The organism is Candidatus Eremiobacterota bacterium (genome assembly GCA_031082125.1).
Lineage (GTDB): Bacteria > Vulcanimicrobiota > CADAWZ01 > CADAWZ01 > Ess09-12 > Ess09-12.
The window spans coordinates 35,178-58,844 of the sequence record JAVHLM010000028.1 but is presented as its reverse complement, the minus strand read 5'-3'; the positions used below and the strand labels follow the sequence as shown (position 1 = coordinate 58,844).

Sequence of the window (23,667 nt, the reverse complement as noted above, 5' to 3'; positions counted from 1 at the left end):
TGCCGGCGGGAAACCCGTAAAAAGGAATCACTATGACAACCCTTATCATCAAGGAGCTCAGGGAGCGAAAGCCCGTCATACTGACAGGGATTATTCTCAGCCTTATCCCATCCCTCTATGCCCTTATTGCCGGCCTTCTAAAGGATCCTCTGCTGATAAGCCTCATATTTCCCGTGGCATTTCTGAATCTCCTGCTGATCGACGTGGCCCTGCCCATCATGATAGCCGAATCGGCCGTGGCGGGAGAAGTGGAGGCAGGGACTCTCTCATTCCTTCTGTGCCTTCCCGTATCCAGGAAAAGACTGTGGTGCGCCAAGATCGCCTCGTGCTTTCTCATCCTTTATGGCACGCTATTCCTCTCACTGGTGACGGCGTCTTCACTTTTTGCCTTCGCGAGGCTCAGAAGCCCCGGAGCGGATGCCGCAGGAATCCTGATAGCAGTCATAGTGCTTGTTCCCACAGTCATTCTTTCCCTTGCCCTCTTCGTTTCCACAGTGGCCTCCAGGACAATGACGGCCAGTATAGGCACGCTCCTGCTGGTTTTTCTCACTTCCTTCGCCGCCCTCTTTATCCTTAACGGCTTCCAATGGACCATTTCGCTGGCGGAGCTTATCCTGCTCGCTTCTGCTGTTTCTCTCTCGGCGGCAGCGACGTCGTGGTATATTTTCCAGAAAGCCCAGTTCCTTGACGAGGGAAAGAAGATCCGCATGGCCCTCAAAGCCTCAGGAGTGGGGCTCCTCGCCCTTACAGGCCTGGTGGCGGCCATCTATGCCGGCTCTTACTATTTCCTGTCATCGAAAGCAACGGGCTTTGAATCAGTCACTGCCGTGCCTGGAAGCGGCAGGCTTCTCGCGGACGTGCGATGCAAGGGCTTTCAGAACTACCGCATGTGGCTCCTGGATCCGGAAAAGGGCACCACGCGGAAGTTCGGTGAGCGGCGCATTCTTGCCCCGATGTTCGTCAACAGCACTGAGATCCTCTACGAAAGAATAGTGGCCTGCGACATGCTTTTCATGGGCAAAGTGACCCTCGAGCACTGGATGATGGGGAGCGACGGGAAGAATAGAAAGCTTCTCTTCACCTCGGTAGTGGATGCGCAGTCCCTGGGCTCCTTCTTTTCCAAGGGACTCTCGATGAGTGACGGCGGCGGGAAGATCTTTTTTATCCTGCCGGTGAAGGAAGGGAACTATGTAAGGCTTGATATAACCGTCGTCACAAGGGAAGGCGCCAGGCTGAGAGAGTTCCGGCTCCCCGAAAGGATCGACAGGGGCGCATCGGTCCAGACCAGCGGTGGAATCTCGGACAGGGGGAGCAGAGTAGAGCTCCAGCATCTCACCCGCGGCCCCCGTGAGCTTCTCTCTTTCCTTTTTCCATTTACCGAAGCCGGGGGCACCCGCACCATGATCCTCAACGAAGTGGACCTTGAGAGCGGCAAATGCTCACGGATCTCACGGCTTGTCCTGGAACGAGATGAGGAGTGCCCTGCCTATCAGATTGCCCCGGGAACAGGCGACTGCCTCGCCCTGATAAAAAAGCGGGGCACATGGAAGCTCATTTATCTCAAGAGAGGATCCGGTGAAACCCATAAGGAGAAGGAAAGCTCATGGAAGACCCTTTACATGACAGAAAAGGGCACGCTCTCCCGTCCTCATTTTCTTCGCGATGAAAGCTCCGTACTCTTTATTGAAAAGGAAAGAGGGCGGAAAGAGAAAGCTCTTGTATTCAACACCGATGAGAATACCGCGAAGACTGTTTTCGAGGCTGATGGCATAGCGGGACTTCATCTCTCACCTGACGGCACGAGGGTCATCTTTGTCGTCAATGACGCCTCCGGCGAAGAATCACCCCTTTCCCTCTATCACAAGGAGCTTGGCTCCGGGAGCCCTGCCCTCCCTGTTGAAGGGGTGCACTTCAACAAGACCGATCGGTGGACCATCACGTGGAGGAACAGCGGTGAGCTTGTCTATTGCCTCTGGCCATGGCACGTTGCCTCTGTCACCTTTTCACCGGAAGGCGCGAAAGTGACAAGACTCTATCCCTTCAAGGAGGAGAAGTGAGAGCCCTCATCATCAAGGAGCTGCAGGAGAAAAAAACCGTTCTGGCCATTGGAGTCATACTCTGCCTCCTCCCCCTGCTGTTTATTCTCTGCTTTTCCCTGTCCAGAGACCAGGGCACCGCCATGAAGGATTTTGCCTATTCGGTGGCTTTGATTGAGTTCCTGGCCATGGCGCTCTTTTACACCATGTTTATCGCAAGCCCCGCAATCGCAGGTGAGGTGGAAAAAAAGAACATAACCTTTCTCCTCTCCCTTCCTCTCCCGCGATGGAAGCTGTGGTGCGCAAAGCTCGCCGCCTGCCTCCTCTCGCTTTCTGCCATATTCGGTCTTTACTTTGCACTGAACGGCTCCTTCTTTGAGCTCTCCAGGCTCATCACTGAATACAGGGACCCTGCGGCTTTCTTCGTCCTTGCCATTCCCCTGGTCATGCTCTCCACGGTCTTTTTCGCCACGGCCGCCACCTCGCGGGAGATGAGCGCCAACAGCCTGGCTTTTCTCCTCTTCTTTGTCACTGCGTCAGTGAGCGCCATGCTGTCATACGGCCTTCACTGGCCGATGACAGGCTGGACGCCCCTTCTAGTGACCCTTCTCTGGGTATCCTTTTACCTGTCGCTCTCGCTGGCGGTATTCATAAGGACTGATTTTTTCGAGGTAAGAAAGAGCGCGCTGGTTATCCTGAAATGCGCCCTCGTGGCGCTTCCCTGCCTGGCGGCGGGGCTGTGGCTTCTCTTCACCCTCGATCTCACGCTTTTGACAGGGAAGCCCGGCGGGGTCGGGGTCATCACGCAAGACAGGGGAGGCATTCTTCTCGCGGTTCGTTACGAGGTCCCCCGGACCGTCTCCACCAGGGGACTGTTCTACCTTGGAGACCGCCTCCTGCTGATGGAAGAGGGCAGTGACAAGATAACCAGGGTGAGCGCTTTCGGCTTGAACAATGCGTGCTTCACCCCCCGCGGCGATATTGATTTCGTCAGGATCATCAAGCCCCAGGTCTTCGGCATGCTTCTCGGGCCGGGAGCGACATACGAGCTCTGGAGGATGGACCGCAGCGGCCGCCACAGGAGGCGCCTCTATGCGGCTACCGTGAAATACGACTATTCCGGGAATGTGGATATATTCCATAACAGCACGGTGACACTTTTCACTTTTCCCGCGGGTGAGAGGGAGACGAGAGGCAGCATGAGCTATGCCGTCCTTGACAACGAGGGGAGGCTGGTGAGAAGCGAAAGGCTCCCTCTTGATGGCAGTGATTGCCACTGGGTAGGTTTTCTGCAATCAGCAGAGAGCTTTTACCTCCTCTCCAGGGGGGGAAATCTATCACGTCCCGCAGGCGGCGGCCCATGGCGCGATGAGCAGTTCCCATGGCGCCTCTCCCGGTTTGATCCAGGGACGGGGAGCCTCAGGAAGCTTTACGAGATTGAGGATGACAAGGGCACTCACCTGCAGGGCGGCGAGATTTCGGCTGATGGCAGGGCGCAGCTGATCACAAGGCACCTTGACAGGGAGGGCGATGACTTCAAAAGAGATCGGCTCTCGGTGGCGGACCTTGCAAAGAATGGCTTCGAGACAGTTCTCTACGACGGCCCGATGAGAATCGGCAAGGCACAGTGGGCCGATGAAAGAGGGAAGGTCTACGCATGGCTTCAAGAAAAGAAAGATAGAGGACCGGGCCTGAGCGAGATAAGGCTTTTTAACCTCTCCGCGAAGAGCGGCGAAGTGATCTACCGCACGGGAAAAGACCAGGTCTTCTCGGCGTCGCCGAGATGGCTCAAGGGGACGAAGTACCTTTATCTCTCCGTCTATCACAGGACGACCTGGGAGCAGCAGTTTCTTCTCATGGACCTGGAGAAGAGAGAGACCAGGTGTCTTCACCGGGACAGGGGCGTAAGCCTCACCCTTCTCTCCCCGGGCCTCACAAAGCTTGCCTTTCTCAAGATGGAGCATCATGGCGGCGATTTCACTGATCACCATGAGTATATGAACCCGAGAGAGGAAAAACTCACCCTGCTGATAAAAGACTGCGCAACCTCTGAGTTCTGCCAGGCTTCTGCTTTCGACAAGGTGAGGATCATCAGGGGCAATTACAGCTATGATATTGAAATGCAATGGAGAGGCGACGGCGAGCTTCTCCTCTTCCGGGATCCTTTCGAGGCCTGGTCTTTCCGCGACGGAGGGAAAGCGGCAAGAAGGCTCTTTCCCTGAAGAGCCCCGCGAGCGGCACTGCCGATCCCTCCGCCCTATGCCTCCTCTGCCCAGAGCCTCGCAATATTGAGGATCGTCTCGACGGATTTTTCCATGGCCTCGAGGGCCACCCACTCCAGTTTCCCGTGGGGATTGTTGCAGCCCATGAAAATATTCGGCGTCGGCAGGCCCTTGAAAGAGAGGCGCGCCCCGTCGGTACCGCCGCGGATGGGAAGGTAGAGGGGCTCGAGTCCTGCCTTCTTCATCGCCTGCGCCGCTCTCTCCAGCACCCTGGGGTGATGATCGAGGATTTCCTTCATGTTCCGGTAGCTGTCTTTTATCACCATTTCTATTCGTACATCGGGATAGCGCTCTGCCACTTCTCCCCTTATTTTCTCCACGGTCTTCTTCCACTCTTCGAGGGCGGCGCCGTCGAAGTCCCTCAGCAGGATTTTTACCTCGCTCTTTTCCTCGCACCCGCTGAGGACGTAAGGATGGAGGTAGCCCTCCCTTCCCTCGGTGGTCTCGGGTCTTGAGCCCGGCGGGATTTTAAGGATGAAATCTGCCATCGCATATACCGAGTTGATCATGATGCCCTTGGCAGTGCCCGGGTGGGTGTTTTTTCCATGGAAGGTGACGGTGGCGCTTGCGGCGTTGAATGTCTCGGCGTTGAGCTCGCCAAGCCTTTCACCGTCAAGCGTATAGGCATATTGAGCTCCCACCCCCTCAACGTCGAAGTGGGCAGTGCCGTTCCCCACCTCCTCGTCAGGCGTGAACACTATCTTTATCTCGCCATGGGGAATATCGCCGGCGGAGAGAAGCCTTTCCACCGCCTCCATGATCACGGCGATGCCGGCTTTGTCATCGGCTCCCAGCAGCGTGGTTCCGTCGGTGGTGATGATGGTGCCGCCCTTGAAGAGGGCAAGCTCGGGATTTTCCTTTTCCGTTATCACCATGGACCTGTCGGCAGGCAGGACGATGTCGCCGCCCTTGTAGTCCTTTACCAACTGGGGATTCACGGCGGCGCCGGTCACCGAGGGAGAGGTGTCCAGGTGGGCGATGAAGGCGATGACGGGCACTTTGTGAGGGTGGCCCGAAGGAAGGTTGGAAGGGACCGTGGCATAGACATAGCAGTGGTCCCCGTCAAGCTTCACCTCCTTAAGGCCCATCGCCTCAAGCTCTTTCACCAGGAGCCTCGCCAGGTCGAACTGCTTCGCCGTGCTGGGCACCTTCTCCGCGTCCTCGCAGCTCTGCGTGTCAATCTTCACATAGTCAAGAAACCTTTCAAGCAGCATTTCTGTTCTCCTTTCAGAAGGGGGTGTGCATTTCTTACGAGCCGGGGCGGCCCGCTCTTTACTTCGGTAATCCCCCTCCTTATTCCTGGGAGAATGGGGACAGACTCCGATAGTGATAAAATTGAGGATTCCGCACGGCAGCAGTCCTGACATCTTGAAAGGAGACCTCTTTTCTGGTATAGTCAGAGGAAGGCATCGGCTGTCGCGTTTCCCTCCGCTTTGCTCATCATGCCCGCTTTCCGGGCGAAGTGACAGGGTATTCCCGAATGATCCGGATGTCATGCATAACAAGGTATCCCAGGAGGTCCCATGAAGCCTATCGTGTTTTCGTTTTTTTCCTTCATTTCCAAAATCATCCTGGATTGTGCTGAGGTATCCTTCTCAAGGTCCGCCAGAATAAGCGCCTGCCCCATGCTTTTATTGGCGCTTCTCATGCTGTCGGGATTCCTGTGCGGATGCGGCGGCGGCGCCGGCAGCAGCGGGGCCCCCGATATGTCGGTTTTACAGACGGAATTCTGGATCTCGCCCGATGGCAATGACTCGTCTCCGGGCACCCAGTCATCGCCATTTCTCACCATGGAGAGGGCTCGTGACGCGATCCGCTCCCTCGACAAGGAAAGAAGAGAAGGCGAGATAGTGGTCTATCTGAAGGGGGGCACGTACCGCCTCAGCCAGCCCTTAGTGCTTGGCCCGGAGGACTCAGGCCAGAATGGCCGGGAGGTGATATACTGCGCCGCTCCAGGCGAGAAGCCGGTAATTTCAGGGTCCGTCAGCGTCGGGAACTGGTCGCTTCACGACAAGGATCTAGGGATATACAGGGCTCAGGTGGGCCAGCGGGAGACTCGCCAGCTCTACGTCAACGGGCAGCGCGCCGTAAGGGCCAGGACCAGCCTCTATCCCTCGGGATTCTGCCCCGCCTATTTCTATATCTTCGACATTCCCGATCCCCTGGGCATTCTCTATATTCCCACCGACCTGAACGACGCCAGGTGGAAGGATCCCTCGAAATGGACCAATCCGCAGCACGTGGAGGCGGTGATCGTGAGCCAGTGGAAGATGATGAGAGTCCCCGTGGAATCCGTCACGCCCTATCCGGAGTATGTCCCCGATCCCCTTCTGCAGCCCGACCTCAAGACCGGTCTTTTAAAAATCAGGGAGCCTGCCTGGACCAACGCCAATATCTACCTGTCGAGCGTGACCTATGAGCCGGGCCTCTGGAGCTTCTGGCAGGTCACCTGGTTCGAGAACGCCTACGAGTTTCTTGACGAGCCTGGAGAGTGGTACCTCGACAAGGCGGCGGGCTCCCTCTACTATATCCCGCGTTCGGGAGAAAGCATGGAATCGGTCTCCGCTGAGCTGCCGGTCCTGGAAGTTCTTGTAAAAGGCGAGGGACAGCTCAGCAATCCAATATCGAATATCCGCTTCGAGGGCCTCACCTTCACGGGAGCCACATGGCTCAGCCCCTCGGGCATCAACGGGTATGTCGCGGACCAGAGCGGATTTTTCCTTGTCGGCACAGGCCACAAGACCAACATCACCGGCCACGATCCCGACGTGGTCCGCACGCCCGGCAACCTGCAGTTCCGCTACGCGAGCGGGATAAGCTTCCGCCGCAACCTCTTCATGCACCTGGGGAGCGCAGGCCTTGACTTTGAACCGGGATGCGAGGGATGCACCGTCCAGGACAACCTTTTCATGGACATTTCCTCGGCGGCCGTCCAGCTCGGGGGAGTGACTGCCACAGACGCCCATCCCGGCTCCCAGGAACAGGTCACGCGCAACAATACCATCTCCAACAACCTGATTCGCCAGGCCGGCACCGAGTACGTTGACGCGGCGGGGATCATGGTCGGCTTCACCGCCAACACGCTCATAAGCAACAATACCATCATCGATGTTCCCTGGTCGGGAATCGCCATGGGATGGGGATGGGGCCTTTACGACCCGGGCATGTTCCCAGGCATTTCAAATGCTCAAAGGGGAGAGTGGGGAACGTACACGACGCCGACGCCCAACAGCGGCAACAGGATACTGAATAACCGGATCGAGCAGTTTCTCATGACGGTCTGGGACGGCGGAGCGATCTACACCACGGGCCAGCAGGGCACCTCGATGGACGATCCTCTCCTCGTCAAGGGCAACGTGGCGAACGCCAAAAGGCCGACCGGCGGCGGCAACATCTTCTATACCGACGGGGGAAGCCGTTACGTGGTGCTCCAGGAGAATGTCTCCTATGACAACCCCCAGGGCGTGACGGACTTCGGCCCTCCGTCAAAAGAGGGCGACCCCCTTCCTTACCCGGCTTACAGTGAAATTGACAACATACCGTACGGCGGCGACATCGGCGGCTGCAGGACTTACGGCGACATCACCTTCACCGGCAACTACTGGGGGAGTGATTCCTATTTCAGTGTCTGTCCCTTCACGGAGAACGGCATATCGTACCCCGTCAATATGACCTTCTCCGGCACCCATATCATTTCGGGATCGGGGGGAGTTCCCCAGTCCGTTCTTGACGGCGCCGGTGTGCAGAATTTCCCGCAGGCCCTCCTTGACGCCGCGGGGCTTCAGAGCATTTACTCGCGGGGCACCCGCCTGCGGCGGCGCACGGGAGGGGCGGTGGAAAGGGTAGAGAAGAAAATATTTCTGGAGCGGGGAGTGCCTTGCAGAAAGAAGGAGAATAAGGCGGCGGGAAAAAACTAAGAAAAGAGTCTCTTATCATTATGCCGGAGAAAGGATAGAGACATGACCGATGCCAGGCCTGAAACCTCCTCAATGACTGGTTTCTCTGACAGCCGGCCTCATTCTCTTGGAGGTGTCCCCATTTCTCTGGAAGATCTCAGGAAGAAATGCAGTATCCTGGCCTGCCGCTTTCATCTCTCTCTGATTGTACTTTTTGGCTCTGCGGCGAGAGGAAAGGATACCATTGAGAGCGACCTCGATATAGGAATACTCCTGTCGGGCGATGCTGAGGAGAGATCAAATCATAGTGAGGCAGCTCTCACTCATGAATTGTGGAAAGCCTTTCGTCCAAAACGGGAGCTTGATCTTGTCATACTGAACAGTGCCAGCTCTCTTTTAAAACGAAATGTTGCCAGAACAGGCCTTCTCTTATATGCTTCATCACCGTCGCTCTGGAGGACATTCCGCATAAGAGCATTCAGGGAGTTTGAAGATGACGCAAAGTTCAGAGACCGGCGCTGGCGGCAGGTGAAAAGGAGAATTCGCGATGGAACGGCTGCCTGATGACCTGAAAGAAAAACTGAATCATCTCCTCTCATATCTGGATGAGCTGGAGCAATGGCTTGGAGCTCCTCAGGAGTCAATAGAAAAGAGAGGGCTTCAGCGCATTGTCGAGCGGATGTTCCAGCTTATTGTTGAATGCGCTGCCGATGCCGGCGACATCTGGCTTGATGCAGGCGGGTTCCCTGCAGGAGAATCAGTTCGTGGAGTTTTTGAGCGCCTCCGTGAACAGTCGCTCATCGATGAAGAGGAGATTCTGAGGTTCGCAGAATATGTTTCGCTCAGGAACCGAATTGTCCACGACTATGAGAAGATTTCCGGTGCGATGTTATTGAAAACAGCACCACGCTTGTTATCTGACTGCAGGCTCCTCGGCAAGCGCCTGCTTGGTGATGCTGAGTAAAAGCAAAGGGGATTGGCCTGTTCCACAGAACGGATGGGAATCACTGAGCGGGATTATTGGGAGTGATCGCACGTTATGACTGGAGAACACGGCTGTTGAGAACTCCATGCGCAGTCGAAGCAAGAGGCCGGGAGAATTGCCCCCGGCCTCACGATTCCAGTTCTTGATAACAGTTCTTTTAAGAAACCCTAGAGGGTAGAAGCCAGCTCTGACACGATGGCGCTCCCGCGCCGGCATATCTCGCGGGCATAGTCGGTCCACATTCCCTGGCCCCAGTAGCGGAAACAGCTTGTCTGCGACACCAGGAGGTGGAACAGGGCATTGCGGTAAGCGTGGCTCCCCCTGTCGATGTCCCTGTGGTCGAGGGCCTCGTGGAATTGTGCGCTCAGGGCGTTCATGGGCGTAAGCACATTTTCATAGCCGCGGACCCAGCTTATGTTGTTTGTCCATGAGCCGCCCTCCATGGCAAACCCCTGGTTTTCACGCCTTATCTCTGCGATAGCGTTGTCGGCAGCCCCCGGCTCCCACTTAGTGATGCGCCTGAAGACCTGCTCCTGGTGAATGGGCTGGAGGGGGGCAAGCTCTCTTTCCGTCACACCGGCCTTTTCAAGCATTTCAAGATACTCGGTCACCGAAACGCTCACGACGCCCTCGGTGCCGAAGCGCCCCACGGTCTGGCGGTAGCAGGGCGGGAACTCGTTCATCATCACGCCGCCGTTTTCACCATCGCCGATCTGTGTCACAATGGGCGGGATTGAAATACCTCCTACGGTCTGCCGCTTCAAGGTGAGTGCCTCGTAATAAGGCTGCATCTGGGCCACCAGCTTCGTATCGGAGCCTTGCGTCTTGATGATGGCGATGATTGACGCTTCTTCGCCGCAGGAGTTTTTTGCCACGAGGCGGTGGGGGATATGCCTGTCCTGGAGGCCATGGCCTCCCTGGGCCTCAACGGTATGCTCCTGCACGAGGAGCCACCGGTAGCCGGATTCCCTCAGGGCCTTGATGAATTCGCAGGCCACGTCGGGGTGGTTGGGAAGGTGCATCTCGGGAGGTGAGAATCCCTTTACGCGCTCCAGTGCCTCCCACCCATAGATGGCAGCAAAATTCTGCTGCCATGCCCTTATATGGAGCTTTATGTCGGGGACCGGCGTGGTAGGGACTACTGAATGGCCCCACATGGTTCCGAGCCACTCGGCGTAATTCCTCAGTGCGGGATCACAGGTGATACCTCTGAGCCTTTCCAGGACGTCGCTGCGGCCCATCTTCCTCAGGCCGAACAGAAGCTCGCCCGAGTAGTCGAGCATCACCCTTGGGTTGCGGCCTTCCCTGACCAGCTCGGGGATAATATCTCCCATACGGCCGTAGCAGTCAGCGAATACCCCGGCATTGTAGCTGTCGTTTGAATGCATCATTACGTCCAGGTTGCTTATCAGATCGGCGCTCTGGAGGTCCGCCCCGCCTGCAGGTATGAGAGGCTGGTGCATGTGAAGGGCAATTGCGAAGACTGCCTCGAGCTTCTCCAGGCGGAGATTGGTCCCGTGAAGGAACACCGGCCCCCGGCGGGCTGTCACTTCCTCCACTTCCTTTTCGGCGCCGCAGATATTGGGCAGGCCCTCAATGATTTCCTGTATTTTTTCCATCATGTGCTCCTTTTCTTATGTGCTTACGAGAAAAATCTCCTCCAGGCAAATCCTCCTGCCTGCCGGTTTCAGGTAAACCGCAGGGAGCCTGAGGGCCTCCTCTGCGGGCGGGTTTTCCGGTCCCGCTAGAGTCCGAGGAATTTTATCGCGCCGCCGCAGAGGAAGATGGAGAAACCTGCAGCGGCATGGGCATAGCGCCCGAATCGGCTGAGGGGGATCCGGGAGAGGCCCAGAAAGACAAGTGCCACAATGCCAAGCATCGTGGCGACAGTGACAAGGGAAAAGACCGATGCCACCAGTGCCACGGCATACATATCATGCTGTGAGGCAGGGTACATGATGAGGGGGATAAGAGGTTCACAGGGTCCGAAGACAAAAATAGTGAAGAGAATCCAGGGAGTGATGGTGCTCTCGCTTTTCCCCTCATGAAGGTGGGTGTGATCGCCATGGTGGTTATGCTCGTGGTGATGGGAGCCATCGCCGCCATGGACATGCGCGTGCTTGTGTTTCCTGTTGCGCAGTGCCTGGTGAAGGCCCCACACGAAATAGGCGAAGCCGAATATGATCAGGAACGACGCGGCAATATCGCCGCGGAGCGACTCAATGCGCTCGAGCCTGAAGAGGGCCATCCCCATGGCTATGCCTGCGAAGCCGAGAATGACGGAGCTCAGCACGTGGCCGAGCCCGCAGAGAAAGGTGATGAAAAGTGTTTTTGCAAGGCTCCAGCTTCTTGCCTTTGCAATAGCCGCGAAGGGAAGATAGTGATCAGGCCCCAGCAGGGTATGGACAAATCCCAGTGCTGCCGCCGTGCCTGCAATTATCATGACTTGCTGTGACATAGGGTTCCCAAGAAACTCTTTCCCTGTTGATGGGGAGGACTTCAATGACGGGGGGCGATTTCCTCCCTGAGAGAACATTTTTATCTGCTTCCAAGCTGCATCTGTCCGTCAACAATCATCTTCATGTAATAAGGATAATGATGCTCTCCCTTTGCCCTGTGCTCCAGCAGGACAAGATCGCCTCTCCTGCCGGCTTCTTCAAAGCCTGAGAACCTGAGGGCCACATACATGAGGCGGTTCATGGCAGTGGGTATTATCTCAGCCTGGAGGGTCCTGCCATGCTTTTTTGTCTCATTGATGAGGAAGCTGAGCAATACAGTCCCGATTCCGCGGGCCATCACCCTGCAGGACGTGAGGAGCAGCTTCAGCAGCCACAGCTCGCCGCGGTGCTCGACCAGGGCAATGCCAATTTTCCCGCAGGGCCCGAAGCGGTCTTCCAGCCCCGCGATAAGAAGGGTGTGGCGCTCCGACCTGCAGAAGGACTCCAGCTCCTCAAGAGAGTATGCATAGCCCGTCGTATTGAGCCGGTGGGTCCGCGACACAAGCTCCGCGGCCCTGGGGAGATCATCACTGACAGCCTCCTTGAGGGTGAGCGTCATCGACAGGGTGGCAAGGAATTCTTCCGGTGTGCCCTGAAATGATCGCTCCTCTGCGGCGCGGGCGTTTTCCGCGAGATACATGAGGCGGCGCTTCGATGACTCATCGGTAATGAAGGGAGGCTTCATCGAATCCATATCGGGCAGCTCCCCGAGGTCTTCCGCACTGTAGATGTGCACTTCGGGATGGGAGAAAGCCACTTCTCCCCGCTCGTAAGGATCGTCGTCAATCAGGGCAAGGGAGTCCAGGCCGATGTTGAGGAGCGAGGCAATATTCTCGAGCGACGAGGACTTGGAGCCCCAGTGGACCTGGGGGAAAAGAAAATACCCGTCAATTCCCAGCTCTCTCAGCTTTTCCATGATAAGCCCCTGGTCGCTCCTGCTCGCTATGGAATTGAGTATCCCCCTCCCGTCGAGGAGCTTGATTATCTTCACCGCCTCCTCCTTCAGGAAGACCTCGCGGTCTTCAAGGAGGATGCCGTCCCAGAGGGTATTATCCAGATCCCACACGAGGCATTTTATGGCGCGCCGCTGTTCATTCTCCATGGCGGAATCTCTTTTCTCCCCTGAGGATTAAAGCCCGTGGCACTTCGAGGCCATCAGGGGAATGTGCCTTCTCTGCAATTGTAGTCTTTCGGGAAGGCCTTGGTCAAGTGTTTGCCAAGGCAGGTTATGGGAGATTGGCAGAGAAATCTGCATGAACTGATAAAGGAGGGGTACCATGGCTTCTTCATCTTCGCCCTATGCCCGGGAGTATCAAGACAGGCTTGTCACGGCGGATGACGCCGTTCTACAGATAAAAAGCGGGAGCACCGTCGCAGTGGCAATGGCTCACGCCCAGCCACCCGCCCTGCTTGCCGCCCTTGCGCAGCGCGTCAGATCCGGCGATCTTAAGGAACTGAAGGTGATCCACAAGATATCGATGTCTCACATGGCCGATACGCTCTTTCAGCCCGACGTGATAGAAAAGATTCGGACCTATTCGCTCTTCCAGTCGGCCCTGGACAGGTCGGTAATAAAGAGGCAAAGGGAATCAGGGGGGGCGACCATTGACTACCTGCCCTGCAATTTTTACCAGATGCCCCGCATGATGACGGAGTTCATAAAAATAGACACCCTTATCGCCACTCTCTCCCCTATGGACCGCCACGGCCATTTCACCCTCGGGACCAACAATGACTGGATATCGCCCCTCATTCACCGCTGCGGTCAGGTCATCGTGGAAGTGAACGAACAGATGCCAAGGGTCTTTGGTGATTCTCTCGTCCATATTTCCGAGGTGAATGCCGTGGTGGAAAATCATGCGCCCCTGCTTGAATTTGACGATCACCCTCCGCAGCCTGAGGATGAAGCCATCGGCCGCGCCGTGGCAGAGCTCGTGCCTGACGGCGCAACCCTGCAGATGGGTATCGGAGGCATACCCAACGCCATTGCGGGCTTTCTGGAGAGCCACAGGGACCTGGGGATCCATACGGAGGTCTTTGCCACGGGGGTCATGAACCTTATCAGGAAAGGAATCGCCACGGGGAGGAAAAAGGCCGTCCTCCCCCGGAAGCACGTTTTCACCATTACGCTTGCCAACAGGGAGGTCTTTGAGTTCATCAACGACAACCCTTCAATCGAGAGCCATCCCTCATCATTTGTCAACGATCCGGTCATCATCGCTGAGAACGATAAGGTGATCTCCATAAACTCCGCCATCGAGGTCGATCTGCTTGGGCAGGTGAATGCCGAAAGCCTCGGAGGCTCAGAGTTCAGCGGCTCCGGGGGAGCCCATGACTTCATGCGAGGCGCCTTCCGCTCTCATGGCGGCAGGTCCATAATGGCTCTCTACTCAACGGCAAAAAAAGGCACAATCTCGAGGATTGTGCCCTCCCTGTCGATAGTCACCGATCCCAGGAATGACACCGAGTACGTCGTCACGGAGCACGGGGTCACGAACCTCAAGGGAAAGTCGGTGAGGGAAAGGGCCGAAGCGCTCATCGGGATTGCTCATCCCCGGTTCAGGGAAGAGCTCACGTCAAAGGCGAAAGAGTTCAGGATTCTCTGAAAAAGGAGGAAGAGCTCCCAATAAGGATTTCCAGGACCTGGCTTGTCCCTTCGATTATCTCCAGGGCCTTTGCATCCCTGAAGTACCGCTCGAGGGGGCTTCCGCTTGAGCATCCCGCCAGGCCTGAAAGCCTGAGAGCATCATCGGCGCATTTCATCGCTGTTCTGGAGGCAAAGTATTTTGCCATGCATGCGTCTCTTATTGATGCCGGGTCGCCATGCTCCCTGGAAAACCCGGCCTTGAGGCAGAGGAGACCTGCCGCCTCCACCTCGGCTGCCATTTCCGCAAGTGCCCCTTCAATGAGGGAATTTCCCCGGCTCCCCGGTGATCCCGCTGCAAGGGCGATCGTCTCCTCAAGGCAGGCCCTGGCGATTCCCAGGGAAGCCCAGGCCACGGAGTATCTCCCGAAATCCAGGGCTGACTGTGCTACGGCGGAGAACCCGAACCCCTCGGCGCCCAGGAGGTTTTCGCCGGGGACGATGGCCTGAGCCAGGTGAAGCTCTGAAAGCATTGATTCCCTCATGCCGAGCATACCGTTGATGGTGACACAGGTGAGTCCAGGGGTGTCCTTCTCCACAAGAAAGGCTGAAAGGCCTTCGATGGTGCGCGCGATGACAAGGGTAACTCCCGCAGCCTCGCCGAAGGAGACCCATTTCTTCACTCCTGTCAGTGAATAGGAGTTGCCTGTCCTCGCCGCCGCGGTCTCGACATTCCCGGCGTCGCTCCCCGCCTGGGCTTCACTCAGGGCGAAGGCCCCGATAACTTTCCCTTTCGCCATAAGAGGGAGCCACCGCTCTCTCTGCGCTGCCGTGCCCCACCGGAGAATGGCCCTCGAGACCATCCCGTGAACGGTATAAAGTCCCGCCCTTGCCAGGCTGATCTTTCCCGCCGCTTCGCAGAGGCGCCCCCAGGCTCTCATGTCGAGGCCTTTCCCGCCGTACTCCTCAGGGATAGGTGCCCCGAGGCAGCCCTGTGCTGCAATTTCCGCAGGAAGCTGGCCTGCAATGGGCCCTTCCCTGTGCTTTTCCTTTCCTGATGCCGTGCCGCTCATTGCGCGGGCTCCTCAGGGAGCTTCCTGGTGATGAGCTCTGCCACGGCCCTGATCGATGAAAAATTCCTCCTCGCAAGGTCTTCATTCTCAATACGTATCCTGTAGGTTTTTTCCACGAAGAGGACAAGCTGCATGGCAAAAAGGGAGCTTATGAGCCCTGTCGAGAAGAGATCGTCATCGTCGGCAATCTCGCTCACCCTTATAAGTCTTGAAAGATAGGACCTGATATCCTTTCTTATTTTCTCAACAGTAATCATAGAACCCCCTGCCGCTCTTGCGCCCCAGGCGTCCCGACTCAACGTGCTCCCGCAGGATGCCTGCAGGCCTGAAATGCCTCCCCGGGAGGCACCCGTCGAGGACCTCCAGCGTGCGGAGCACCGTGTCAAGGCCAATGAGATCGGCCGTCTCCAGGGGCCCCATCTTATGCTCGAAGCATCCCCTGAATATCCTGTCTATCTCGGCGGCAGTCGCCACGCCTTCCTCGAGGAGTGCCGCCGCTTCATTTATCGAGCCCATGAGGACCCTGTTGGAGACAAAGCCCGGTGAATCCTTGACAAGGACGTAGCTCTTGCCCAGCCTCTCCAGGAGGTTGCAGGCTTTTTCAATGGTACCGCCGGAGGTTTCCACGCCGGGAATGAGCTCCACGAGAGCCTTGTGCGGGACAGGGTTCATGAAATGAATTCCGATGACCTGGGCGGGGCGTTTCGTGGCAGCGGCGAGACGCGATATGGGGATGGCCGAGGTGCTGCTCGCAAATATGCACTCTTTGCGGCATAGGCCGTCAAGAAGGCTCAGGAGGTCCCTCTTCATGTCCCATATTTCATCGATGCATTCGATGACAAGGAATATGTCGGCCAGGATGCCATAGCTCGTGGAGAAGGTAATCCTGTCCAAGGCTTCCCCGGAATCGGGCGATTCTTCACTGAAGAGCCTCTGGAAGCGAATGCCGTTCTTGATATCTTTCTTTGCGCGGGCGAGAATGTCATAACTGATGTCCACCAGGAACACGCTGAAATCATGGCATGCAAGATCCTGCGCCACGCCGCATCCTGTCACTCCTGCCCCGATGACTCCCACGGTGTCCAGGCTCATATCCGTTCCCCTCCGGCTGATATTCTTCTCCCCTGAAAAAGCTCCGCGGTATCAGGCCAGTACGAGGGGCGGTAGGGCGAGCCGGGGAAGTGGACAAGGAGCTCGCATTCCCTGTCACGGAACTCGCAGGCCTCTTTTCTGGTCCCGCCGTCGCAGTCGCAGTAAAATTTGAGAAATGCCGCGCCGAAGCGCGAAAAGCCCACCTTTCTGAAGCCCAGTCTCAGGGCCCATCCCTTCAGCCTCCCGTCAAATATGGAGTTGATAAGAATATTCCTCCCGATCCCGAGGTGCTCATTCCTGAGGTAAATCAGCCGTGATCCCAGGCCGCAGCGGCGGTATTCCTTTTTCAGGATGGCCGTCATCAGCATGAATCCCTCATGGCCTTCGACTTTGACCGGGAGAGGCTCCCAGAGGGCGAAGCCGATGAGGGCGTCCCCGGTGATGACGAGGATTGCCCGCTCTTCGGTGAGGGCCCTTTCCAGGTATAGAGCGGGGAAGGATTGCACATAGGGCTCATTGGCGGTGAGGGCGCCCATGGCCCCGGCGAAGAAGCGGAATTCCCCGCCTGCAAGGCGGTAAATGACCTTCTCGCCGCCTTCATATTTATTCGCTCTATGGGGCGCCGGTTTTTCACCGGCCCGGAGGGAAGGGGATTCCCCCGTGATGAAGGCCGAGACGGACTCGATGTCAGGATGACGGTACACGAGGTCTGCGGGGAGATTTATGCCGAAAACCGACGAGAGCCGTGTCCTGAGCTGCACCGCCATAAGGGAGTTCATTCCCAGGTCCATGAAGCTTCTCCTCTCAAGGGAAGGATCGGCCGATTCGATCCTGAGAAGCCGGTATACTTCCTCGCAGACGCGGGAGCGCACAGGTCCGTCCTGCCTGTGCTCCAGGGGCTTTCCATCAGGGTCTTCCGCGGGACTCTCCTGAAGTAGTGCAGAGAAAAATGAGCGCTGCCTTTTTCCCGGCATGTACCCCGTGAGAACCGGGAAGTCTGCGGAATAGATGCACACCTGGGGTGGAAAGGTCTTTCCGCCCGGGACCAAGAGGGCGCCAAGGAAGCTCTCGAGGATTGAAAAGGCTTTCCCGTCGGGGATGGTCTTCACGCCCACCCGGGAGAATTTTTCCGCCAGGGCGTGCTTTTTCCCCCTGGAAGCGCTTTCCCAGGGCCCCCAGTTGATGGAGAGCGCGGGGAGCCCTTCCAGGCAACGGTGCTGTGCCAGGGCATCGGTGAAAGCGTTGCCTGCGGCGTAGGAGCCAAGGCCGTGGCCACCCACGACGGCCGCTGCTGAAGAAAACATCACGAAAAAGCCGGAATAATCTCTGCCGGTGAGGCAGTGGAGGTTCCACGATCCCTCGATCTTGGGAGCAGTCTCCCGCATGAGCCTTCCTGGTGAGACCGAGGCAAGGGGCCCGGTGGTGAAGCTCCCCGCCAGGTGGAAGACTCCCAGGAGCCTTTTCCCCGATTCCCTTATTTCACCAAGAACCCTGCTCATGGCTTCTGGCGAGGTGACGTCGGCCCCTATCGCAGTCACCATGGCGCGGGGAAATTCTTTTTTCAGCTTCGCCGCCCCTGCTGACGGCCTGCTGCGTCCAGTGAGCATTATATCTGACGCGCCTTTGCTGAGAAGCCACCGTGCAAGGGAAAGACCCAGCGTTCCGCTGCCGCCGGTGATAAGGTAAAGACCCTCCCCGTGAAGGTCCAGGGCCTTCACAGGGGGGAGGAATGCATGTTCCAGCTTGCCGGTGAGCCGGATGCCGCTTCTGAAGGCTGTATGATCCTCGCTGCCAGGGTTGAAGAGCTCCTCTGCGAGCAACTCCTCCTCGACGCCGGCCGCCGGTGAGGCTGGATCGCAGTCAATCATCCCTCCCCAGAGCCCGGGGTGCTCCACCGAGAGGACCTTGCCAAGGGCCCAGAGGGGCGTCGCGAGAGGGGAGAGCCCGCCGCTCTCGCTCCCGGTGCGCTGGGCACCGCGGGTGACGATGAAAAGAGGCGCCTCAACACCGAGAGCAAGAAGGCTGTGAATCCCGTGGATCAGCCCGCCCCAGGCTTTCTCTCCATGGGCTTTCAGGTCAGGAACGTGTCCCGGGAAAGGCAGGTCAAGCCCCCAGAGAAAAGCGATTCCCCGGAGAGGCAGTGCTCCTTCTCCCGAAGCCTCATTGAGAAAAGATCTGAAGTGTCCCGCCCTGGAAGGGTTGATTGTCCAGTGGCCGCTGCCATGGCGGCAATACCGCCCTCCCTTCCGGGCGCATGCAACGCTGAAGCCCGCCTTTTCAAGCCTCAATGACAGGGAAGACCCCGTTCTTCCGTCGTCACAGAAGAGAATCCAGAGACCCTCACCCTGCAATGAGGGCTTTTCCCTTCGGGGCGCCCTTTTCCATTTTACCTCGAAGAGCATCCCGGCTGCAGGGCTGCCAGGGGCATCATGACTGCTTTCCTGGCCTTTGACATGCGGCAGTTCTTTGCCGGCAATCCAGTAGCGGGAGCGCTGGAAGGGGTATGTGGGTAGCACTGTCTTTCCGCGCGGCCTGGAACGGTAAAACTCCTTCCAGTCAACAGAGATCCCTCTTGTGAAGAGGGCGCCCAGGGTGTCGGTGAGCTGCCGCGAAGGCGTCACTCCGCTCCTGAGGCTGGAATATGCCTCGGGCCCGGCGCCTTCTTCCCTCGGGAGGCACTGCACGATATCGGCTACTGTGGAGTCGGGTCCGATTTCCAGGAAAGTTTCAAAGCCATCATGGAGCATGGCCTCCACTGCAGAAGGGAAATTGACAGGCTCAACGAGATGGCGGCACCAGTACCGGGAGTCGGTACAGTGGTCCGTCATCTCAGCGCTGGTAATGCCAGAGTAAATTCTTGCTGTCGGCTTCGACAAGGCAAGGGAGGCCGCGGCCTTCTCAAGCTCTGCACAGGCAGGCTCCATCAATGGTGAGTGCCACGGGTGGGGCGTTTCCCGCATGACATGCCTGAGATGCTCGCGCTCCAGGACTCCCTCCAGAGTCTTCATCGCTCCCTCTTCCCCGGAGAGGGTGATGATCTCAGGGCCGTTGTACACCGCCGCGAAAACTCTTGCAGGGAGGCCGCAGCCTTTAATAAGCCTCCCGATCTGTTCCCGGGTGGCAAAAACGGTCATCATGGCACCGCGGGCGCACCGGGCGGCAGCAATGCGGCCCCTCTCGCAGAGAAGGGCAAAGCCTTCCTCGACGGTGAAAACTCCCGCCGCGCAGGCTGCCGCGTATTCTCCAAGGCTGTGGCCCAGCACCGCCGATGGCCTTACGCCCCAGGATTGCCAGAGCTGAAAGAGGGCTATTTCAAGGGAAAAGAGCGCGGCCTGCCGCTCCAGGGCTGTCTGCTCAACTGGGCCGCCACCTTGGAGGGATTTCCTGAAGTGCCGGTGGAACAGGGCGTCGCACTGCCAGATGATGTCACGAAAAACCTCGTGGGCCTGCGAGAGCTCTGCCATACTCTCACGGCAGGGTACCGCCTGGCCGGAGAAAAGAAAGGCCAAAGCCTGCGTGCGCACTCCCTTCCCCGGGCTTTCATGGACTCCCAGGGGCCTTCTCCCCGCAAGGTATCCCTCAAGCTTCTCTGAAAGCTCGCCGCATGTTGCCGCTGTCACACTGAGCCTGAGGGGAAAGGACTTTCTCCCGCGGTTTGCCGAGTAGCAGAGTGAGTGAAGAGGAGCCGGGCTTCCTGCTCCAAGGTAATCTCTTATCTGCCGGGCTTTCTCGGAGAGAGCCTTCCCCCGGGGCGCCGAGAGAGTGAGGATATCGGTGTCCCCCGTCGCGGGGTGCTCCCTGTTCCGAGGGAGCGGTGCCTTTTCAATGAGTGCGAAGGCGTTTGTGCCGCTGAAGCCGAAACTGCTCACTGCAGCGATTGCTCTCACCCCTTCCGGCGCCAGGGGCAATGGGATGCGGGGAACGGCGAGGGAGGAGCGGCTCCAGGGTATGGCGGGATTCGGCACTGCAAAGTGGAGGTGGGGAGGGATCATGCCATGCTGCACCACGAGCACTGCCTTGATAAGGCCCCCGATCCCCGCTGCCGCTTCCATGTGACCTACGTTTGACTTGAGGGAGCCTATGAAAAGGGGGGGCTCTCTCCTGCCCGGGAAGACCGAAGCCAGGGCTTCAGCTTCTGCAATATCCCCGATCCAGGTTCCTGCGCCATGGGCCTCCACATAGGCCACTTCCCGGGGGGCAAGGCCTGCCTCATCGAGGCTCAGCCTCATAAGGTCAGCCTGGGCTTCCCTGCTGGGCGCCGTGAAAGCTCCCGCTCCGCCGTTCTGATTGACTGCAGTCGAGAGTATGACGGCCACGATACTATCCTCATCGGTCATGGCATCTGAGAGTCTTTTCAATACGACGGCGCCGCAGCCTTCGCTTCGCACGTAGCCGTCCGCCGATGCGTCAAAGGCTTTGCAGCGGCCTGATTTCGAGAGGGCTCCGAGCTTTGAAAAGGTTATGGCTCCAAGCGGCGAGAGGACGAGGTTCACGCCGCCGACGACAGCCTGCCGGCATCTCCCGCCCCGCAGGCTCAGACAGGCTGTATCCAGTGCCACAAGGGACGAGGAGCATGCCGTGTCCACGGCAATGGAGGGGCCCCTGAAGCCCATCGCATGGGAGATTCTTCCCGCGGCGCCCCACGAGGTGAGGCCCGTGGGGGAGAAGGGATCAAGGCGGGTGTAATCGTGCCCTGCCGTGAGCATGTGCCGGTAGTCAAAGGAGGAGATTCCCACGAAGACTCCCGTCGGCGTCGTGCTGAGAATGCTCCAGTCCTGGCATCCCCGCTCGAGGGCTTCCCATATCACCTCAAGGAGCAGGCGCTGCTGGGGATCGACGCTCTCGGCCTCGCGGGGCGAGATTCCGAAGAAGAGGGGATCGAAGAGATCGACGCCGGTGAGAAAGCCGCCGCACCTTGAGCAGGTTTTTCCAGGCGCCGCGGGATCGGGATCATAGAAAGCCTCCACATCCCAGCGCTCGGGGGGGATCTCCGTCACGGCATCAAAACCCTCCATGAGCCTCTTCCAGAGGATCTCCGGAGTGTCGGCGCCTCCGGGGAAGCGGCAGGCCATTCCCACGATGGCGATGGGCTCACAGGAGGGCTTTTCCTCAGCGCGCCAGCGGTAAGGGGAACAATGAGGCTCCGCGGCAGGGGAGCCCGGGCCTTTCTCAATGACGCTGATAAGATGGCCTGCCAGGGACTGGATGTCCGGGTATTCCCAGAAGAGGACGGGAGAGACCTCGAAGCCGCCCCATTCCTCCAGGAGGGCCGCCAGCGTGGCCGCGACTCTGGAGCTGAGGCCATACTGTGCAAAGGGCTCGTCAATCCTCACATGCTGTTTTTCGATTTCAAGGTGCCCGGCAATTTTCGCGGCAAGCCATTCTTCAAGGTCACCTCTTGTAACGGCCCCGGGTTTCTCCAATCCCGGCGGCGACGGCGTTCCCTGCCCCCCCTTTTTCACCCACTGGGCGAGGATGGCCATATCGCCCCCAAGGAATTTCTCCCTGCAGGCTCGACGCTGGAGCTTTCCGCTTGAAGTCTTTAAAATTGAGCCTTTCTTTGCCAGCGAGAGGGAGTGAAGCCTTATCTCATGGCGTTCCGCTATGGCCTGCCTGATTGTTTTGAGGAGCTCGCCGGGAGCCTCGGGAAGGTGCTCCACTTCCGCTATGGCGGCGATCTGCTCCCCGGTGGCGCCGTTCACCGGGAAGGCAACGGCAAAGGATTTTTTCAAGGCGGGGTGGCTCTCCTCGATGGTGTGCTCTATATCCTGGGGATTGTAATTCACGCCGTCCATGATTATGAGATCTTTGAGGCGCCCCGTGATGAAAAGCACTTTATCGCGAAAGAAGGCAAGGTCGCCGGTGCGAAGGAACGGTCCCTCGCCGGAGCCTTCGAGAGTGGCGCGGAAGACCTCCTCTGTCTCATCGGGCCTGTTCCAGTAACCAAGGGCCACCTGGCCGCCGGCTATCCACAGCTCTCCTATCTTGCCGGAAGGCAGGGGCCTCCTTGTCCCCGGGTCCACGATCAAGGCATGGATTGTCTCTATCACTCTTCCGCATCCCACGGCCTCAATAGTCCTGCCATGCGAGGAGTCGCAGGGCGCCGCTCTGTTCATCTCGAGAGCTCCGGCGCTCAGGGTCAGGAAGCTCTGGGGCTCCCCCGGTCGCTTTACCGACACTGCAAGCGTTGCTTCGGCGAGGCCGTACCCGGGGCAGAATGATTCCTTGAGAAATCCGCAGGGGGCGCAGATCTCTGAGAAGCTCAGAACCGTGGCTTTTCTCACCGGCTCAGAGCCATCAACCGCTGTTCTCCAGCAGGACAGGTCCAGGTGGCGCCGCTGGCGCTCTGTGACCCGTGATATGCAGTGCTCATAGGCAAAATCGGGCGCAATGCTGTGAGATGCGCCGTAGCGTGATATGGCCTCAAGCCACCGGTGAGGATACTTGAGGAAGGCAGCGGGCGGCATGGTGTAGCAGGGAATCCCTGCATAGAGGGGCTCGATGATGCCGTCAACAAGGCCGAAATCATGGAAGTGGGGAAGCCAGTTCACCATGATGGCGCCGTCCCCGTGCTCCCAGGTCTGCCTCAGGCGCTCCGAATGGTGGACAATATTCCTGTGGCTGATCATCACTCCTCTCGGGCAGGCTGTGGAGCCCGAGGTGTATTGCAGGTAGGCCAGCTCATCAATCCCCCGGGGAACGGGCCCCGCGGCGCATGCTTCAATGGCGCCGGGGCTGTCTGTGCAGCAGCGGTGCAGCTCTTTCAGCTCCGGCATGTCGCAGGCTCTTTCTTCGAGGAGATCTATGATTTTTCCCGTGGAGATGAGTACCGAGGCTTTTGAGTCAGCGGCAAGGGCCTGGAGCATCGGGAGCGTTCTGCTGAGCCGCACCGTATCGGGCGGCGGTGCCGGCACGGCTATCACGCCTGCAAACAGGCAGCCGAAGAACGCCTTGATAAACTCCAGGCCATGGGGGTAGAGCAGGAGTGCCCTGTCCCCCGGGGCGCAGAGCCTCTGAAGCTCGGCGGCCACGCGCCGGGCCTCCCTGAAAAGCCCACCGTAGGTGAGCATTGTCTCCTCAACGATGCCGTCTTTAAGAAAAGTGAAGGCCCGGGCTGAAGGCTCGTGCTCAGCCCGCCATTTCAATATATCAACGATTGTGAAGGACTCATCCCATTGTTTCATAATTTTTCCCACGCCGGATCCTGGTATCCCCCGGACG

13 protein-coding genes are annotated in these 23,667 nt (G+C 58.1%); 5 read left to right on the top strand and 8 right to left on the bottom strand.

Annotation, left to right across the window (positions count from 1 at the left end; translation table 11 throughout):
• Window positions 1-32: 32 nt before the first annotated feature.
• Window positions 33-2,057, top strand: a complete 2,025-nt coding sequence (locus tag RDV48_24565) for an ABC transporter permease subunit (GenBank protein ID MDQ7825999.1) — start codon at window positions 33-35, stop codon at window positions 2,055-2,057.
• Window positions 2,054-4,258 carry an ABC transporter permease gene (locus tag RDV48_24560; protein MDQ7825998.1) on the top strand — a complete coding sequence of 735 codons (2,205 nt, stop codon included), beginning with the start codon at window positions 2,054-2,056 and terminating at the stop codon, window positions 4,256-4,258. The genes RDV48_24565 and RDV48_24560 overlap by 4 nt, the downstream gene beginning before the upstream one ends.
• A 35-nt stretch (window positions 4,259-4,293) precedes the next feature.
• On the opposite strand, the gene pepT is transcribed toward RDV48_24560, so the two are convergent.
• Window positions 4,294-5,532: a peptidase T gene (gene pepT / locus RDV48_24555; GenBank protein MDQ7825997.1), complete on the bottom strand. Its 1,239-nt coding sequence runs from the start codon at window positions 5,530-5,532 to the stop codon at window positions 4,294-4,296.
• A 309-nt stretch (window positions 5,533-5,841) separates the two neighbouring features.
• On the opposite strand from pepT, the gene RDV48_24550 reads away from it, so the two are divergent.
• On the top strand, window positions 5,842-8,235 hold the full coding sequence (locus tag RDV48_24550) for a right-handed parallel beta-helix repeat-containing protein (GenBank protein MDQ7825996.1): 2,394 nt from the start codon (window positions 5,842-5,844) through the stop codon (window positions 8,233-8,235).
• Window positions 8,236-8,761: 526 nt separating this feature from the next.
• Window positions 8,762-9,178 (top strand): DUF86 domain-containing protein, encoded by a 417-nt coding sequence (locus RDV48_24545; protein ID MDQ7825995.1) that lies wholly within the window; start codon window positions 8,762-8,764, stop codon window positions 9,176-9,178.
• A 188-nt stretch (window positions 9,179-9,366) separates the two neighbouring features.
• Here RDV48_24545 and RDV48_24540 read toward each other — a convergent pair whose 3' ends face one another.
• The 3 genes from RDV48_24540 to RDV48_24530 all read right to left on the bottom strand — a co-directional run bounded on the left by RDV48_24540 (window position 9,367) and on the right by RDV48_24530 (window position 12,799).
• The gene (locus RDV48_24540) at window positions 9,367-10,821 is read right to left on the bottom strand and encodes a glycosyl hydrolase family 57 (protein ID MDQ7825994.1); all 1,455 of its coding nucleotides are present in this window, start codon (window positions 10,819-10,821) and stop codon (window positions 9,367-9,369) included.
• Between the two features lie 122 nt (window positions 10,822-10,943).
• Complete coding sequence (locus RDV48_24535) at window positions 10,944-11,735, bottom strand: hypothetical protein (GenBank protein MDQ7825993.1); 792 nt, start codon at window positions 11,733-11,735, stop codon at window positions 10,944-10,946.
• 2 nt (window positions 11,736-11,737) lie between these two features.
• Window positions 11,738-12,799 carry an HAD-IIIC family phosphatase gene (locus RDV48_24530; GenBank protein ID MDQ7825992.1) on the bottom strand — a complete coding sequence of 354 codons (1,062 nt, stop codon included), beginning with the start codon at window positions 12,797-12,799 and terminating at the stop codon, window positions 11,738-11,740.
• A gap of 175 nt (window positions 12,800-12,974) precedes the next feature.
• Here RDV48_24530 and RDV48_24525 point away from each other — a divergent pair, with 175 nt between their 5' ends.
• Window positions 12,975-14,303: an acetyl-CoA hydrolase/transferase C-terminal domain-containing protein gene (locus tag RDV48_24525; protein MDQ7825991.1), complete on the top strand. Its 1,329-nt coding sequence runs from the start codon at window positions 12,975-12,977 to the stop codon at window positions 14,301-14,303.
• On the opposite strand, the gene RDV48_24520 is transcribed toward RDV48_24525, so the two are convergent.
• The 4 genes from RDV48_24520 to RDV48_24505 are packed head-to-tail and all read right to left on the bottom strand — an operon-like array spanning window position 14,290 to window position 23,642.
• The gene (locus tag RDV48_24520; protein ID MDQ7825990.1) at window positions 14,290-15,354 is read right to left on the bottom strand and encodes an acyl-CoA dehydrogenase family protein; all 1,065 of its coding nucleotides are present in this window, start codon (window positions 15,352-15,354) and stop codon (window positions 14,290-14,292) included. The two genes, RDV48_24525 and RDV48_24520, sit on opposite strands and share 14 nt — an antisense overlap.
• Window positions 15,351-15,611 (bottom strand): phosphopantetheine-binding protein, encoded by a 261-nt coding sequence (locus RDV48_24515; protein MDQ7825989.1) that lies wholly within the window; start codon window positions 15,609-15,611, stop codon window positions 15,351-15,353. The genes RDV48_24520 and RDV48_24515 overlap by 4 nt, the downstream gene beginning before the upstream one ends.
• Complete coding sequence (locus tag RDV48_24510) at window positions 15,598-16,446, bottom strand: 3-hydroxyacyl-CoA dehydrogenase NAD-binding domain-containing protein (GenBank protein MDQ7825988.1); 849 nt, start codon at window positions 16,444-16,446, stop codon at window positions 15,598-15,600. The genes RDV48_24515 and RDV48_24510 overlap by 14 nt, the downstream gene beginning before the upstream one ends.
• Window positions 16,443-23,642, bottom strand: coding sequence for a type I polyketide synthase (locus RDV48_24505; GenBank protein MDQ7825987.1), 7,200 nt, complete (start codon window positions 23,640-23,642; stop codon window positions 16,443-16,445). The genes RDV48_24510 and RDV48_24505 overlap by 4 nt, the downstream gene beginning before the upstream one ends.
• Between the last annotated feature and the right edge of the window lie 25 nt (window positions 23,643-23,667).

What these genes read in the sequence shown, in the direction of transcription:
- RDV48_24515 (MDQ7825989.1), bottom strand. Translation starts at nt 15,611, where the DNA reads ATGATTACTGTTGAGAAAATAAGAAAGGATATCAGGTCCTATCTTTCA.
- RDV48_24540 (MDQ7825994.1), bottom strand. Translation starts at nt 10,821, where the DNA reads ATGATGGAAAAAATACAGGAAATCATTGAGGGCCTGCCCAATATCTGC.
- RDV48_24530 (MDQ7825992.1), bottom strand. Translation starts at nt 12,799, where the DNA reads ATGGAGAATGAACAGCGGCGCGCCATAAAATGCCTCGTGTGGGATCTG.
- RDV48_24520 (MDQ7825990.1), bottom strand. Translation starts at nt 15,354, where the DNA reads ATGAGCGGCACGGCATCAGGAAAGGAAAAGCACAGGGAAGGGCCCATT.
- RDV48_24535 (MDQ7825993.1), bottom strand. Translation starts at nt 11,735, where the DNA reads ATGTTCTCTCAGGGAGGAAATCGCCCCCCGTCATTGAAGTCCTCCCCA.
- RDV48_24550 (MDQ7825996.1), top strand. Translation starts at nt 5,842, where the DNA reads ATGAAGCCTATCGTGTTTTCGTTTTTTTCCTTCATTTCCAAAATCATC.
- RDV48_24565 (MDQ7825999.1), top strand. Translation starts at nt 33, where the DNA reads ATGACAACCCTTATCATCAAGGAGCTCAGGGAGCGAAAGCCCGTCATA.
- RDV48_24510 (MDQ7825988.1), bottom strand. Translation starts at nt 16,446, where the DNA reads ATGAGCCTGGACACCGTGGGAGTCATCGGGGCAGGAGTGACAGGATGC.
- RDV48_24545 (MDQ7825995.1), top strand. Translation starts at nt 8,762, where the DNA reads ATGGAACGGCTGCCTGATGACCTGAAAGAAAAACTGAATCATCTCCTC.
- pepT (MDQ7825997.1), bottom strand. Translation starts at nt 5,532, where the DNA reads ATGCTGCTTGAAAGGTTTCTTGACTATGTGAAGATTGACACGCAGAGC.
- RDV48_24525 (MDQ7825991.1), top strand. Translation starts at nt 12,975, where the DNA reads ATGGCTTCTTCATCTTCGCCCTATGCCCGGGAGTATCAAGACAGGCTT.